This is a genomic window from Mesorhizobium shonense, assembly GCF_040545255.1.
Classification (GTDB): Bacteria; Pseudomonadota; Alphaproteobacteria; order Rhizobiales; family Rhizobiaceae; genus Mesorhizobium; species Mesorhizobium shonense.
Genome location: NZ_JBEPLM010000012.1, coordinates 233,804 through 248,128, shown reverse-complemented (window position 1 = coordinate 248,128; position 14,325 = coordinate 233,804). Strand labels below are relative to the sequence as shown.

Annotated in this window: 11 protein-coding genes; 9 read left to right on the top strand and 2 right to left on the bottom strand. The window is 64.6% G+C overall.

Annotation, left to right across the window (positions count from 1 at the left end; translation table 11 throughout):
- Nucleotides 1-96: 96 nt before the first annotated feature.
- Nucleotides 97-432, bottom strand: coding sequence for a hypothetical protein (locus tag ABID26_RS27175; protein ID WP_292302819.1), 336 nt, complete (start codon nt 430-432; stop codon nt 97-99).
- 315 nt (nt 433-747) lie between these two features.
- Between ABID26_RS27175 and ABID26_RS27170 the strand changes: the two genes are divergently transcribed.
- From ABID26_RS27170 to phoB, 7 genes are all read left to right on the top strand, one after another.
- Nucleotides 748-4,128, top strand: a complete 3,381-nt coding sequence (locus tag ABID26_RS27170) for a response regulator (protein ID WP_354417079.1) — start codon at nt 748-750, stop codon at nt 4,126-4,128.
- Between the two features lie 496 nt (nt 4,129-4,624).
- Nucleotides 4,625-5,683, top strand: a complete 1,059-nt coding sequence (gene pstS, locus ABID26_RS27165) for a phosphate ABC transporter substrate-binding protein PstS (RefSeq protein WP_126097551.1) — start codon at nt 4,625-4,627, stop codon at nt 5,681-5,683.
- Between the two features lie 64 nt (nt 5,684-5,747).
- Nucleotides 5,748-6,734 (top strand): phosphate ABC transporter permease subunit PstC, encoded by a 987-nt coding sequence (gene pstC / locus ABID26_RS27160; protein ID WP_292299642.1) that lies wholly within the window; start codon nt 5,748-5,750, stop codon nt 6,732-6,734.
- A gap of 3 nt (nt 6,735-6,737) precedes the next feature.
- Nucleotides 6,738-7,589, top strand: coding sequence for a phosphate ABC transporter permease PstA (gene pstA, locus ABID26_RS27155; RefSeq protein WP_126097553.1), 852 nt, complete (start codon nt 6,738-6,740; stop codon nt 7,587-7,589).
- Nucleotides 7,586-8,389, top strand: coding sequence for a phosphate ABC transporter ATP-binding protein PstB (gene pstB, locus ABID26_RS27150; RefSeq protein WP_126097554.1), 804 nt, complete (start codon nt 7,586-7,588; stop codon nt 8,387-8,389). The genes pstA and pstB overlap by 4 nt, the downstream gene beginning before the upstream one ends.
- Nucleotides 8,390-8,407: 18 nt before the next feature.
- Entirely contained in the window at nt 8,408-9,115 is a 708-nt protein-coding gene (gene phoU / locus ABID26_RS27145) for a phosphate signaling complex protein PhoU (RefSeq protein WP_292299710.1), read from the top strand.
- 17 nt (nt 9,116-9,132) lie between these two features.
- Nucleotides 9,133-9,822, top strand: coding sequence for a phosphate regulon transcriptional regulator PhoB (gene phoB, locus ABID26_RS27140; RefSeq protein WP_010911896.1), 690 nt, complete (start codon nt 9,133-9,135; stop codon nt 9,820-9,822).
- A 325-nt stretch (nt 9,823-10,147) separates the two neighbouring features.
- On the opposite strand, the gene ABID26_RS27135 is transcribed toward phoB, so the two are convergent.
- On the bottom strand, nt 10,148-11,389 hold the full coding sequence (locus ABID26_RS27135; RefSeq protein WP_292299643.1) for an ROK family transcriptional regulator: 1,242 nt from the start codon (nt 11,387-11,389) through the stop codon (nt 10,148-10,150).
- A 264-nt stretch (nt 11,390-11,653) separates the two neighbouring features.
- Here ABID26_RS27135 and xylF point away from each other — a divergent pair, with 264 nt between their 5' ends.
- Nucleotides 11,654-12,694, top strand: a complete 1,041-nt coding sequence (xylF, locus tag ABID26_RS27130; protein ID WP_292299644.1) for a D-xylose ABC transporter substrate-binding protein — start codon at nt 11,654-11,656, stop codon at nt 12,692-12,694.
- Between the two features lie 244 nt (nt 12,695-12,938).
- Nucleotides 12,939-14,303 carry a sugar ABC transporter permease gene (locus ABID26_RS27125; RefSeq protein WP_292299645.1) on the top strand — a complete coding sequence of 455 codons (1,365 nt, stop codon included), beginning with the start codon at nt 12,939-12,941 and terminating at the stop codon, nt 14,301-14,303.
- Nucleotides 14,304-14,325 lie beyond the last annotated feature (22 nt).

Below are 14,325 nucleotides of genomic sequence, written 5' to 3'. Positions count from 1 at the left end.
CCGATGCTGGCCTCCGATCCAGCCAGCATCTTGAATCACAAAATCAGCCTCTCCGGAATCCCTCTTCGATTCTGTCAAAAGCTGAACCGCTCTAGTCTAGTCGCACACGACGCGAAAGCGCTTGCCGGGTTCGCTGATATTGCGGCAGGCCAGCGCCTTCTCCGGGCCGGCAGACGCATCCTGCGGCTGCGCATCCGCCGGCGGCCTTGCCGGAGGCGGCTTCCGATATCTGCGCGGCGCCGATCTTGCCGCCTCGGGCGGCGCTGGAAAGACGCCGACGGCGACAGGCGGCGGGCTTAACTGCGCCTGCTGCGGAGGCTTGTCCCAGACACGCCTGACGTCGAGCTGCCGTGGAATGATCACCGTGCCGTCGTCGCTGCGCGCGCAGCCGCTTGCGGCAAGCAGCGCCGGGCACAGAACAAAAGTCAGCATTCGACCGAGCATCAGCAATCTACCCCCACGGGCTTTATAGCCCGGTAGCGCTGGTCCGCCAACGGACGGATTACCGCAGCAGGCATCGGACCAGCGTCCGATTTGACGCGCGCGGCTCTGAAACGGATCCATACGACGCGCTTGTCTTTTGTTTTCGATGCATGTCGTTTTCGCAAAACCGCTGCGCACTTTTGGGCGACAGGCATTAACGGCATCGGCTGTGTTCGGTTGCGAATCGTTAAGGTTAGCGGATCGTTAATGCTTGTCGGGCACATTCCGCCGACGAACCGGCGAGGGTTCGGCCTGGGGGTAGGAATGGCGGATACGGACGGGACTTTCGGGACGGGCGACGCGCGCGATTCCCAAAGGACGGTTGCGGGCGGCGGCGAAACATCGGCCGAAGCACAGCAGGCGGCGGGGACTTCGGAAGCGCTCGCCAATCTTCGCTTGATGGTCGATTCGATGCCGATCGGCGTCATCGTCCTCGATGCCGATCTCAGGGCGGAGATCATCAACCGCGCCTTCTACGATTTCTGGAAGATCGATCCGCGTCGCGCCACGATCGGCTGCGGTTTTCGCGAACTGATGGCGGCGAGCCGCGACGCCGACCCCTATGGCGACGACGAAGCGGAATGGCAGCGCCACATCGCCCAGCGGGAGGCTGAGATCCGGGCAGGCGTCGCCGGCTCCAGGCAGTTGCCGCGCAATGACGGCCGCACGCTGATCGGGTCGCTGGCACCGCTTGCCGGCGGCAAAAGGCTGATCTCCTATGTCGACATCACCGACATGAAGCATCGCGAGACCGAGGCCGAGGACGCGCGCAAGAATCTCGCCACGGTGCTGGAGTCGCTGCCGGCCGGCGTCATCATCTACGACCGCGACGACCGCTTCGTCTTCGCCAACCACAAGCTGCAGGACTCGCTGCCGGCCCTGAAGCCGGCCTGGCAGCCGGGCCGCAGCTTCCGCGAGGCGCTCGCACTCGGGCATTCCGTCGGCTATTTCCAGTCGAGCGGCGACCTCGAGATCGATAGTCTCTACAATGTCGATACCGAGCGCTGGCTCGACGCCATGCTCAAGCGTTACCGCCTGCCCAATTCGTCCTATGAGCGGCTCAATGCCGACGGACGCTGGTACCAGGTCTACGACATGCGCACCGATGACGGCACGTTCATCGGCGTTCGTGTCGACATTACCGACCTCAAGACACGGGAGAAGGCGCTGCGCGACTCGATGCGCCAGATCGACCTTTACCGCCATGTCACGGACGAACTGCCGGTGGCGGCCTTCATCAAGGCCGAGGATCTCAGCATCGAATTCGTCAACAAGGCCTGGTGCGCGCTGACGGGCATCGCCAAGGAAGACGTCATCGGCAAGACGGACCGCCAGCTTTTCGGTTCCGGGGACGCCGAGAGCTACAGCCATGACGACACCGAGGTCGTGGCCACCGGCAATGGGCGCGAGGTCGAGGAGCCCGTCACTCATCGCGACGGCACGGTGCGGCAACTGATGACACGCAAGAGCCGCCTCGTCGCCGTCGACGGATCGGTGCATCTGGTCGGCTCCAGCACCGACATCACCGACGTCAAGGCGCGCGAGCGGGCGCTCAAGGAAAGCATGAGCGAGAACGAGGTGTTCCGCAGCCTGATCGACAACGTGCCGGTGTCGATCTACGCCAAGCGCTCGGATCTGAGGCAATTCTACGTCAACAAGGGCTGGTGCGACCTCACCGGCTTCAGCAAGGAAGAGGCGATCGGCAAGACCGATGTCGAGATATTCGGCGCGGACGGCGAAGCCTTCATCGCGGGGGACCTCGCGGTGCTGCGCACCGGCGAGACGCAGGAGATCGAGGAAAAGGTGACGATGCCCGATGGCAGCGTGCGCCACCAGTTCGCGCGCAAGGGCGCGATGATCGCGTCCGACGGCTCGCTCTATCTGATCGGATCGACCACGGACATAACGGAACTGAAACAGCGCGAGGCCGAGCTTAGCGAGGCGCGCCAGCGCGCCGTGCTCGCCGACCGCGCCAAGTCGGAGTTCCTCGCCAATATGAGCCATGAAATCCGCACGCCGATGAACGGCGTGCTCGGCATGGCCGAGCTGCTCGCCAAGTCGGACCTCGACCCGAAGCAGAAGACGTTCACCGACATCATCGTCAAATCGGGCAACGCGCTGCTCACCATCATCAACGACATCCTCGACTTCTCCAAGATCGACGCCGGCCAGCTGGTCCTCGATCCGGCGCCCTTCAATCTCGCCGAGGCGATCGAGGATGTGGCGACGCTGGTTTCGACGCGCGCCAAGGAAAAGGACCTGGAGCTCATCGTCCGCGTCCAGCCGGGGCTCGACGGGCAATTCGTCGGCGATGTCGGCCGCCTCAGGCAGATCGTCACCAATCTGCTCGGCAACGCTGTGAAATTCACCGACGAGGGCCACGTTCTGGTCGACGTCACCGGCGAGCGGGTTCCGGCGGGCACCAGGCTCACCATCTCGATCACCGATACGGGCATCGGCATTCCCGAGGGCAAGCTGAAGCTGGTGTTCGAGAAGTTCAGCCAGGTCGACACCTCCTCGACAAGGCGGCACGAAGGCACCGGGCTCGGCCTTGCCATCACTTCGCGGCTGGTCGAGATGATGGGCGGCGAGATCGGCGTCGACAGCGCCGAAGGCAAGGGCTCGACCTTCTGGTTCACCGTCACGCTGCCGCGGGCCGAACAGGGCGGGCAGCGGATCATGCCGGTCGACGTCACCGGCGCGCGCGTGCTGATCGTCGACGACAATGCCGTCAACCGCTCGATCCTCAGCGAGCAGATGGCCTCGTGGACCTTCGATTCCTGCGCGGCGGAAAGCGGCGCCGAGGGACTGAAGGTGCTGATCGCCGCCGCCGCCTACGGCGTGCCTGTCGACTGCGTCGTGCTCGACTACCAGATGCCGGGCATGACCGGCGCCGAAATGGCACGCATCCTGCGCAACACCGCCGGCCTCGCGCACACGCCGATCATCATGCTGACCTCGGTCGACCAGTCGCTCGCCAGCGCAGCCTATCGCGATCTCGGCATCGATGCGCAGCTGATCAAGCCGGCGCGCTCCTCCATCCTTTTGGAGACCCTGGTCGCCACCATCCAGCGCCATCGCCACAGCACCGCGGCCACCGATCCGCTGGTGGTAACTGGCGCCGGCCCCGTGCATGGCTTGCCGCCGCAACCATCGCAGGTGCAGGTGTCCGCGGCGACGTCGAATCGTGCCCTGCTACAGCCGCCGCCCGTCCGCGCGCGTCCGCGCCCGGCCGGCGTGGAGCGCGGGCTCGACATCCTCGTCGCCGAGGACAATGAGGTGAACCAGCTGGTGTTCACGCAAATCCTCGGCGAGACCGGCTATCATTTCGAGATCGTCGGCAATGGCCGCAAGGCGCTCGACGCCTTCGGCAAGCTCAATCCGCGCATGATCCTGATGGATGTGTCGATGCCGGAGATGAGCGGGCTGGAGGCGACCGCGGCCATCCGCCAACTCGAAGCCGAGATGGGGACGCGTGTGCCGATCGTCGGCGTCACGGCGCACGCGCTGAAAGGGGACCGCGAACGCTGTCTGGAAGCCGGTATGGACGACTATCTGCCGAAGCCGATCAGCCCGAAGGCGCTGCTCGAGAAGCTCGAAAGATGGCTCGGGTCCGACGCGGAAGCCCGGCGCAGCGCCGGCTAACAGACGGCTGTTAGCGGCGTCATTCACGGGCATCGTCCGCAGACGTATGGTGTGATCGCACCATATCAAAGCGAAAGCCGAGCCGGAACAATAGCGGCTGTCGATTCCGCCCTTCGGTTACGGGCGGGAGCAGCGACCGCCGGCAAGGAACAGCGTCGACTCTACCCCAACGGACCTGTTTTCGGCGATGGCTATGCCATGATCCGCTCTGGCATTCGGGCAACGCGCTCTCGTCCGGCTTTTATTTCCCGGCGGCCGAAATTTCGGCCGCCGGGATAATTTTTTGATTCAAAAGTCAGACAAGTTGCTGATTCTCGCGGCAAACTCCGGCTGGCCGGCAAAAGGCGGCCGCAGGCCTCTCCAGCTATCCCTGTTCGGACGTTACCGGGCTGACACGAAACTGTCATGCGACTGTAATAATCGAGGGCTATTGCCCACACCGGGCGCCGGCAGAAGGCGGTGCCAAGAGACCATATTCCGAACAGGAGCAGGCCACATGAGACATTTCATCCGCTCGGCGGCCGTTGCGATTGCAATGGCTGCGGCATCGACCCTTAGCGTTTCCGCCGCGATGGCTGCCGATATCTCCGGCGCCGGCGCCACCTTCCCCTATCCGATCTATGCCAAGTGGGCCGACGCCTACAAGAAGGAGACCGGCACTGGTCTGAACTACCAGTCGATCGGCTCCGGCGGCGGCATCAAGCAGATCAAGGCCAAGACCGTGACCTTCGGCGCTTCCGATGCGCCGCTCAAGGGCGATGAACTTGAGTCCACCGGGCTGGCGCAGTTCCCGATGGTGATGGGCGGCATCGTTCCGGTCGTCAATCTCGAAGGCGTCAAGCCGGGCGAGCTCGTGCTCGACGGTCCGACGCTGGCCGACATCTTCATCGGCAAGATCACCAACTGGAACGACGCGGCGATCAAGAAGCTCAATCCCGACGTCAAGCTGCCCGACCAGGCGATCGCGGTCGTCCACCGTTCGGACGGCTCGGGCACCACGTTCAACTTCAGCTACTATCTGGGCGATGTCAGCGCCGACTGGAAGTCGAAGGTTGGCGTCGACAAGGCGCTCGAGTGGCCGGTGGGCATCGGCGCCAAGGGCAACGAAGGCGTCGCCAACAACGTCTCGCAGACCGGTGGCGCGATAGGCTATGTCGAATACGCCTATGCCAAGCAGAACAAGCTCACCTACACCGACCTGATCAACAAGGACGGCAAGAAGGTCGAGCCGACCGCAGCGGCGTTCTCGGCCGCCGCAGCCAATGCCGACTGGAGCTCGCAGCCGGGTTACGGCGTCATCCTGGCCAACCAGCCGGGCGCCGAATCCTGGCCGATGACGTCGGCCACCTGGATCCTCGTCTACAAGAAGCCCGACGATGCGGCCGCCACCGGCGAAGCGCTCAAGTTCTTCGCCTGGTCCTACGCCAAGGGCGACGACATGGCTGCCGAGCTCGACTATGTTGCGATGCCCGACGCGGTCGTGAAGAGCGTCGAGGAAATGTGGGGCAAGGACATCGTCGACAGCAACGGCAAGCCGCTCTACTCCGGCATGTAATTGCTACGGAATGGGGAGGGCGCCTCCAGCGCCCTCCCGTCTCTTTCGAAATGCGAGGGGCGAAATGACAGCCGTTTCCGAAGCCGTGACATCGTCCGCCATGCGGACCAGAGAAGCGACCGTGCGCCGCTTCGCCCTCACCGACACGATCTTCCGCACGGCCACGCGCCTTTCCGCCATCCTCGTGCTGGTCCTGCTCGGCGGGGTCGCGATCTCGCTGATCGCCGGCTCGTGGGAGGCGCTGTCGAAGTTCGGCTTCTCCTTCCTGACCACCGAATCCTGGAACCCGGTCACCGAGAATTTCGGCGCCCTGGCGCCGATCTACGGGACCATCGTAACCTCTGCCATCGCCATTCTCATCGCCGTGCCGATCGGCATCGGCATCGCCGTCTTCCTGACCGAGCTCTGCCCGCGCCCGCTCAGGCGGCCGATCGGCATCGCGGTCGAGCTGCTCGCCGGCATTCCCTCGATCATCTACGGCATCTGGGGCCTGTTCGTCTTCGCGCCGTTCCTGCAGACGACGGTGCAACCCTTCATCATCAATCTTTTCCACGGCATACCAGGCCTCTCCAGCCTGTTTGCCGGTCCACCCTACGGCATCGGCCTGCTGACGTCGTCGCTCATCCTCGCCATCATGGTGCTGCCTTTCATCACCTCGATCACCAAGGACGTGTTCGATACGGTGCCGGCGGTGCTGAAGGAATCGGCCTACGGCATCGGCTGCACGACCTGGGAAGTGACCCGGCGCGTGACCATCCCCTATACCCGCGTCGGCATCATGGGCGGCGTCATGCTCGGACTTGGCCGCGCGCTCGGCGAGACGATGGCCGTCACCTTCGTCATCGGCAACGCGCATCGCATCAGCGCCTCGCTGTTTGCGCCGGGCACGACGATCTCGGCGACCATCGCCAACGAATTCACCGAAGCCGACGGCGAGCTCTATACATCCTCGCTGGTGTCGCTCGGCCTGATCCTGTTCATCATCACCTTCGTCATCCTCGCGCTCGCACGCTACATGCTGTTGCGCATCGATAGCCGCACGGGAGCCTGACCGATGTCGACAGCCGCATCGCTCCACCGACGCCGCAAGCGCAAGAATGCCGTGATGATGGCGCTGTGCGTCATCGCGGCCGGCATCGGCCTCGCCTGGCTGGCGCTGATCCTCGGCGCGCTGCTCTACAAGGGGCTCTCCGGCGTCTCGCTTTCGGTGTTCACGGAAATGACGCCGCCGCCGGGCGACGCCGGCGGCCTGCTCAACGCCATCTACGGCAGCATCGTGATGACCATCATCGGCATCATCGTCGGCACGCCGATCGGCGTGCTTGCCGGAACCTACATGGCCGAATACGGGCGCTTCTCGCGTCTCACCACGGTGGTGCGTTTCATCAACGACATCCTGTTGTCGGCGCCGTCGATCATCGTCGGCCTGTTCGTGTATGAGCTGATGGTGCGCCCGATGGGGCATTTCTCGGCGATCGCCGGCGCGGTTGCGCTGTCCATCCTGGTGATCCCCGTCGTGGTGCGCACCACCGAGGACATGCTCAACCTGGTGCCCAACGCGCTGCGCGAAGCCGGCACCGCCATCGGCGCGCCGCGCTGGGTGGTGATCCGTTCGGTCGCCTATCGCGCCGCACTGTCCGGCATCGTCACCGGCATTTTGCTGGCCATCGCCCGCATTTCCGGCGAGACGGCGCCGCTGCTCTTCACCGCGCTCAACAACCAGTTCTGGTCGAGCAATCTCAACGCGCCGATGGCCAGCCTGCCGGTGACCATCTTCCAGTTTGCGCTCAGCCCCTATGAGGAATGGCAGCAGTTGGCCTGGACGGGCGCACTCATAATCACCCTGACGGTTCTCGGGCTGAGCATCTTCGCCCGCAGCCTTACCGGACGCAGAGAGGACAGATGAAACCGATGTTGTCCACCGACCTGAACGTAGCCGACACTGCCGTCGAGAAGGCCAAGATCGAGGTCAAGAACCTCAACTTCTACTATGGCCAGTCGAAGGCGCTGAAGGACATCAACCTGTCGCTGCCCGAACGCAGCGTCACCGCCTTCATCGGGCCGTCGGGCTGCGGGAAGTCGACGCTGCTGCGCGTGCTGAACCGCATCTACGAGCTCTATCCGAAGCAGAGCGCCGAGGGCCAGGTGCTGCTCGACGGCAAGAACATCCTCGACCGTTCGCAGGACCTCAACCTGCTCAGGACCAAGATCGGCATGGTGTTCCAGAAGCCGACGCCGTTCCCGATGTCGATCTACGAGAACATCGCCTTCGGCGTCAGGCTGTATGAGAAGATCAGCAAGGCCGAGATGGACAACCGCGTCGAGCAGGCGCTGAAGCGCGCGGCGCTGTGGAACGAGGTCAAGGACAAGCTCAACGCCAGCGGCCAGAGCCTTTCCGGCGGCCAGCAGCAGCGGCTCTGCATCGCCCGCACGGTGGCGGTGAAGCCGGAGGTCATCCTGCTCGACGAGCCGGCCTCGGCGCTCGATCCTTTGTCGACCGCCAAGATCGAGGAACTGATCGACGAACTGCAGGCCGACTACACGATCGTGATCGTCACCCACAACATGCAGCAGGCGGCGCGCGTGTCGCGGCAGACGGCGTTCATGTATTTGGGCGAGCTGGTCGAGTTCGACCGGACCGAGAAGATCTTCACCTCGCCCCGCGAGAAGCGCACGCAGGACTACATCACCGGCCGCTTCGGCTGAGTTCATACGAGGACATAAATCATGGCCCATACGGTCGCTTCCTTCGACGAGGATCTCGGGCAGATCAGCCGGCTCATCCGTGACATGGGCGATCTTGCCGGCTCGATGGTCGGCGCCTCGACCAAGGCTCTGCTCAATTCCGACAATGCTTTGGCGCAGCGCGTCGTCTCCGACGACGCCATCATGGACGCGCGCCAGCGCGAGCTCGACGACCGCGCCATCACGCTGATCGCCAAGCGCCAGCCGATGGCCGACGACCTGCGCAGCGTGGTCGGCGCGATCCGCATGGCCGGCGACCTCGAGCGCATCGGCGATCTCGCCAAGAACATCGCCAAGCGGGTCGGCTCGGTCGGCGTCAGCGCGGCGCCGCGCGACCTGTCGCATTCCATCGACTCGATGGCGCAGCTGGTGCTGATCCAGGTCCAGGGCGTGATCGAGGAGTACACCGCGGGCGACGCCACGGCGCTTGCCAAGCTCCGGAACGACGACGAGCGCGTCGACGTCAAATACACCTCCGTCTTCCGCGAGCTTTTGACCTACATGATGGAGGATCCGCGCAACATCACGGCCTGTACGCATCTCCTGTTCTGCGCCAAGAATCTGGAGCGCATCGGCGACCATGTCACCAACATCGCCGAGAATGCCTATTACGTGCTGACCGGCACCCAATTGCCCGCGAATCGTCCGAAGCAGGACGAGACGGCGATGTCGGCGCCGGCGGCCTGAGCAAAGGTGCCTGACAAATGATCGCCCCACGCATCATGGTGGTGGAGGACGAGGAGCCGCTGGGGGTGCTGCTCCGCTACAATCTCGAATCCGAGGGTTATCAGGTCGAGGTGGTGACCCGCGGCGACGAGGCCGAGATCCGCCTGCAGGAGAACGTGCCCGACCTTCTGGTGCTCGACTGGATGGTGCCGGCGGTTTCCGGCATCGAGCTTTGCCGGCGCCTCAGGATGCGGCCGGAGACCGAACGGCTGCCGATCATCATGCTGACCGCGCGCGGCGAGGAAAGCGACAGGGTGCGCGGCCTCTCGACGGGGGCCGACGACTACCTGGTCAAGCCGTTCTCGACGCCGGAATTCATGGCCAGGGTCAAGGCGCTGTTGCGCCGTGCCAAGCCGGAGGTGCTGTCCAGCGTGCTCAAGGTCGGCGACATCGTGCTCGACCGTGAATCGCACCGCGTCTACCGCAAGAAGAGCGAGATCAGGCTCGGCCCAACCGAGTTCCGGCTGCTCGAATTCATGATGCGGCATCCCGGCCGCGTGTTCTCGCGCAGCCAGCTGCTCGACAATGTCTGGGGCGAGACGATCTATATCGACGAGCGCACCGTGGACGTGCATGTCGGACGCCTGCGCAAGGCGGTCAACAACGGCCGCATGCCCGACGTCATCCGCACGATACGCGGGGCTGGCTACGCGATCCGCGAGGATTAAGTTTCAGGCACCGATGTTCTGACAGGTTATGCACTTCCAACATCCACGCTGGGGAGTAGCCGAGACGCTTTTGCTTCGTCATCCACGGGCGGAGCAAGGAGCGTAGCGACGCGGCGAAGACCCGAGGATCCATGCCGTGACTTCCACGCGCCGCGGCGGTGCAGAATTCTGCTCCGCGCCCTGCGTCCGAGGTAACGGCATGGATTCCAGGGTCTCCGCGACGGAGCTTCGCTCCTGCTTCGCCCTGGAATGACGAAGCTGCGGGGCTTTCGCTAATCTCCGGCGCCTGGCAGGACACGGAACCCAACGATCACTTCAAGGCTGATCAGGCTACGTTCTTGCCCATCCCCGCTCGCGCTTGGGCGCCCGGCGCGAAAATCTCCTGGTCGACGAAGCTCAGCGCGCGCATGGCGCAGCCTTCGCGGATCAGCGGCAATTCGTTCGGCTCGGTGTCGAAGGAGATCGATTTGGAGTGCTGGCCGCCGGCGGTCTGGGCGATGGCTTCCCGCAGCGCCGGCTCGATCAGGTCGAAAGCCGCCGCGCTGACGCCGACCATGGCGACCGGCGCCGGGTCGATCAGCGCGAACAGGCTGCCCAGCCCAAAGCCGAGCGCCTCGCCCGCCCGGCGATAGGCCTCGCGCTCCGGCCCGTCTTTTTCACGCGCCTTCGCGGCAAGAGCCCGCATGTCGGCGTCGCCGACGTCGACCGGCTCGGCGTCCTCGCTCATCTTCATGGCGCTGCGCCAGATGGCGTAGTTGCCGGCGTAGGCCTCGACGCAGCCGCGGCGTCCGCAACGGCAAAGCGCGCCGCCCGGGCGGTGGATCATGTGGCCGAACTCACCGCCGGAAGAATGGGTGCCGGTGAACAGCTCGCCCTTCAGCACCAGGCCCATGCCGATGCCGTGCGAGAGCAGGATGGCGATGAAATTGTCGCGATAGCGGTCGGGGTCGCGCCATTGCAGCGCCACCGCCATCATGTTGCAGTCGTTCTCCATGGTGGCGGGAATGCCGAACTCCTTTTCCAGGATGTCGGCAAAGGGAATGTCGGTCAAAGGCGTGATCGGCGACCACAGCATGGCGCGGGCATGGGAATCGGTGATGCCCTGGATGCCCATGGCGATGCGCGCGACGCTGGCGACATCGAGATCGGGGTCTTCCAGCCGGCGCCGGACGATCGCCGTGCATTCGCCGATCAGCTCGTCGCGCGGCATGGTGAGGGTGTCGAGACGCCGTTGCTCCTCGGCGATGACCTGGCCGGCATAGTCGATGACGGCGACGGAGAGGAAATTCAGCGACAGCACCACCGTCACCACCGCGGCCGCCTCGGGGTTGAGGGCGAGGCCGACCTGCGGCCGGCCGCGCTTCAGCGACGCGGTCTCGCTCGGCTTGCTCTCGGCCAGGATGCCTTCCTGGATGAGGTCTGCCGAGATCGCCGAAATCGTCGAGTGGCTGAGCCCGGTGGTCGCGGCGATTTCCGTGCGCGACGGCTGGCCGGCCCGGCGCACGGCCGAGAGCACCATGGCGCGGTTGCGCCGGCGCAGGTCGTCGTGGCGGATTCCGACCGACATCTCTTCCTTCCTCCCGGGCGTCGCGGCCTTCTCATCATGCCATGGGCCGTCGCCGACGTGCCAGGGATACTGGCAGAAGCTGCCGGGACTGTCATTATTTATTGCGGAGCTCGAAAAAAAGTTTGCGGCACCTCAAAAACCATCAGAATCGCAGTTGACAGCGCTTCGGCGTTGCATCAGTATTTTTTCGAGGCTCGAAAAAAAGCCTCTGTACCGGTCTTCGGGCCAGTTTGGGTCGCGCCGCAAGGGCGCAGGGAGGAAATCATGAAGAGATTCGCAGCCGCCGTTCTGGCGGGTGTCGCCATGTCGCTGACGCTGGCGTCGGTCGCAGAGGCGAAGGACAAGGTGATCGGCGTCTCGTGGTCGAATTTCCAGGAAGAGCGCTGGAAGACCGACGAGGCGGCGATGAAGAAGGCCATCGAGGCCGCCGGCGACAAATATATCTCGGCCGACGCGCAGTCCAATCCGGGCAAGCAGCTGACCGACGTCGAGAGCCTGATCTCGCAGGGCGCCAACGCGCTGATCATCCTGGCGCAGGACGCTTCCGCGATCGGCCCGGCGGTGCAGAAGGCGCTGGACGAAGGCATTCCGGTCGTCGGCTACGACCGCCTGATCGAGAACAAGGACGTGTTCTACCTGACCTTCGACAACAAGGAAGTCGGCCGCATGCAGGCCCGCGAGGTGTTCAAGGCCAAGCCCGAAGGCAACTACGTCTTCATCAAGGGCTCGGGCTCCGATCCGAATGCCGATTTCCTGTTCTCGGGCTCGATGGAAGTGCTGAAGGAGGCCATCGACAGCGGCAAGGTCAAGAATGTCGGCGAGGCCTATACCGACGGCTGGCTGCCTGCCAACGCGCAGAAGAACATGGAGCAGTTCCTGACCGCCAACGACAACAAGGTCGACGCGGTGGTGGCGGCCAATGACGGCACCGCCGGCGGCGTCGTCGCCGCGCTGACGGCTCAAGGCCTGGCCGGCACCGTTCCGGTCTCCGGCCAGGACGGCGACCATGCCGCGCTCAACCGCATCGCGCTCGGCACGCAGACGGTGTCGGTGTGGAAGGATGCGCGCGAGCTCGGCAAGAACGCCGCCGAGATCGCCTCGCAGCTCGCCGACGGCAAGAAGATGGCCGATATCGCCGGCGCCAAGGACTTCACGACGCCTGGCGGCAACACCGTCAAGTCGCTGTTCCTGACCCCGGTCGCGATCACCAAGGACAATCTCAACGTTGTCATCGACGCCGGCTGGATCAAGAAGGACGAGGTCTGCGCCGGCGCTGCCGCCGGCAGTGTCGCGGTCTGCAATTAAGCCGACCGACGCCTGTCCGAATCCTGACGCCGCGGCCCAGAGGCCGCGGCGTTTCTCAACAAGGTTTCCCGCTGCACATAAACCGGGAAAGTCTTTGGAGCAGCTCATCGTCCGGCAGGGTCGTCGAACAGCTGCAGCCGCTTGGTTTTCATGCAATTCCGGACGGGCTACACACTTTTCCTGGAATTGCTCTAGCATCGTGGCCCGGCATCCGCGCCAGACGGCAAGCCGGTGGGAGGAGATCATGACCGATACGACCTCTGATACGCCGGCCAACCCGGCCGCCGATCGCGCGCGGGCCTCCGAACTCAGCGCCGTCGGGCGCTTCCTCAAGGCGACCGAACTCGACACGCGCATGCTCGGCATGGTCGGCGCGCTTTTGATCATCTGGATCGGCCTGCACGTCATTTCGAGCCTGCGGCTCGGCGTCAATCCGCTCGATTTCGACAGCCGCACGTTCCTTACGCCGCGCAATCTCTGGAACCTGTCGGTGCAGACTTCGGCCGTGGCGATCATGGCCTCCGGCATGGTGCTGGTCATCGTCATGCGCAATATCGACCTCTCCGTCGGCTCGGCCGAGGGGCTGATCGGCATGGTGATGGGCTTTGCCCAGGTGCATTTCCTGGTGCGCATGGTCGGGCTCGAGCTCGGCAATCCGTGGATCTGGGTGCTGGCGCTGTTGATCGGCCTGGCACTCGGGTTGCTGATCGGCGCCTTCCAGGGCTTCGTCATCGCCTATCTCGAAGTGCCGGCCTTCATCGTAACGCTGGGTGGCTTGCTGGTCTGGCGCGGCGCTGCCTGGTGGGTCACCAGCGGCCAGACGGTGGCGCCGCTCGACGCCACCTTCCAGCTCATGGGCGGCGGACCGGCCGGCTCGATCGGCGCCAGATGGAGCTGGGTCGTCGGCGTCGGCGCCTGCCTGGCGGTGGTGTTTGCGCTGTTCAACGGCCGGGTGCAGCGCAAGCGCTTCCGTTTCCCGCTGCGCCCGATCTGGGCCGAGACGCTGCTCGGCGCCGTCAGCTGCGCGGTCATCATGGGCGCGGTGTGGCTCGCCAACTCCTATCCGTGGCCGGTCGGCATCGTGAACCGCTACGCCGCCGCCAACAACATCACCGTTCCCGAAGGCGGCCTGTTCATCGCCCATGGCATCGCCATTCCGGTGCTCATGGCGGTCGCGGTCGGCTTGATCATGACCTTCATCACCAAGCGCACCCGCTTCGGCCGCTATGTCTTTGCCATCGGCGGCAATCCGGAGGCGGCGAACCTTGCCGGCATCAACACGCGCTGGATCACCATGAAGGTGTTCATGATCATGGGTGTGCTGGCGACGATCGCTGCGGCCATCTCGTCCGCCAGGCAGAATTCATCGACCAACGCGCTGGGCACGCTGGACGAGCTGCTGGTCATAGCCGCGGCGGTCATCGGCGGCACCTCGCTTGCCGGCGGTTCCGGAACCGTGCTCGGCGCCATGCTTGGCGCGCTTTTGATGCAGTCGCTGCAGTCCGGCATGGTGCTGCTCGGCGTCGACTCGCCGCTGCAGAGCATCGTCGTCGGCGCGGTGCTGGTCGTCGCGGTCTGGCTCGACACCATCTACCGCAAGCGCGTCTGATCAGGCAGGGAGGAGATGGATC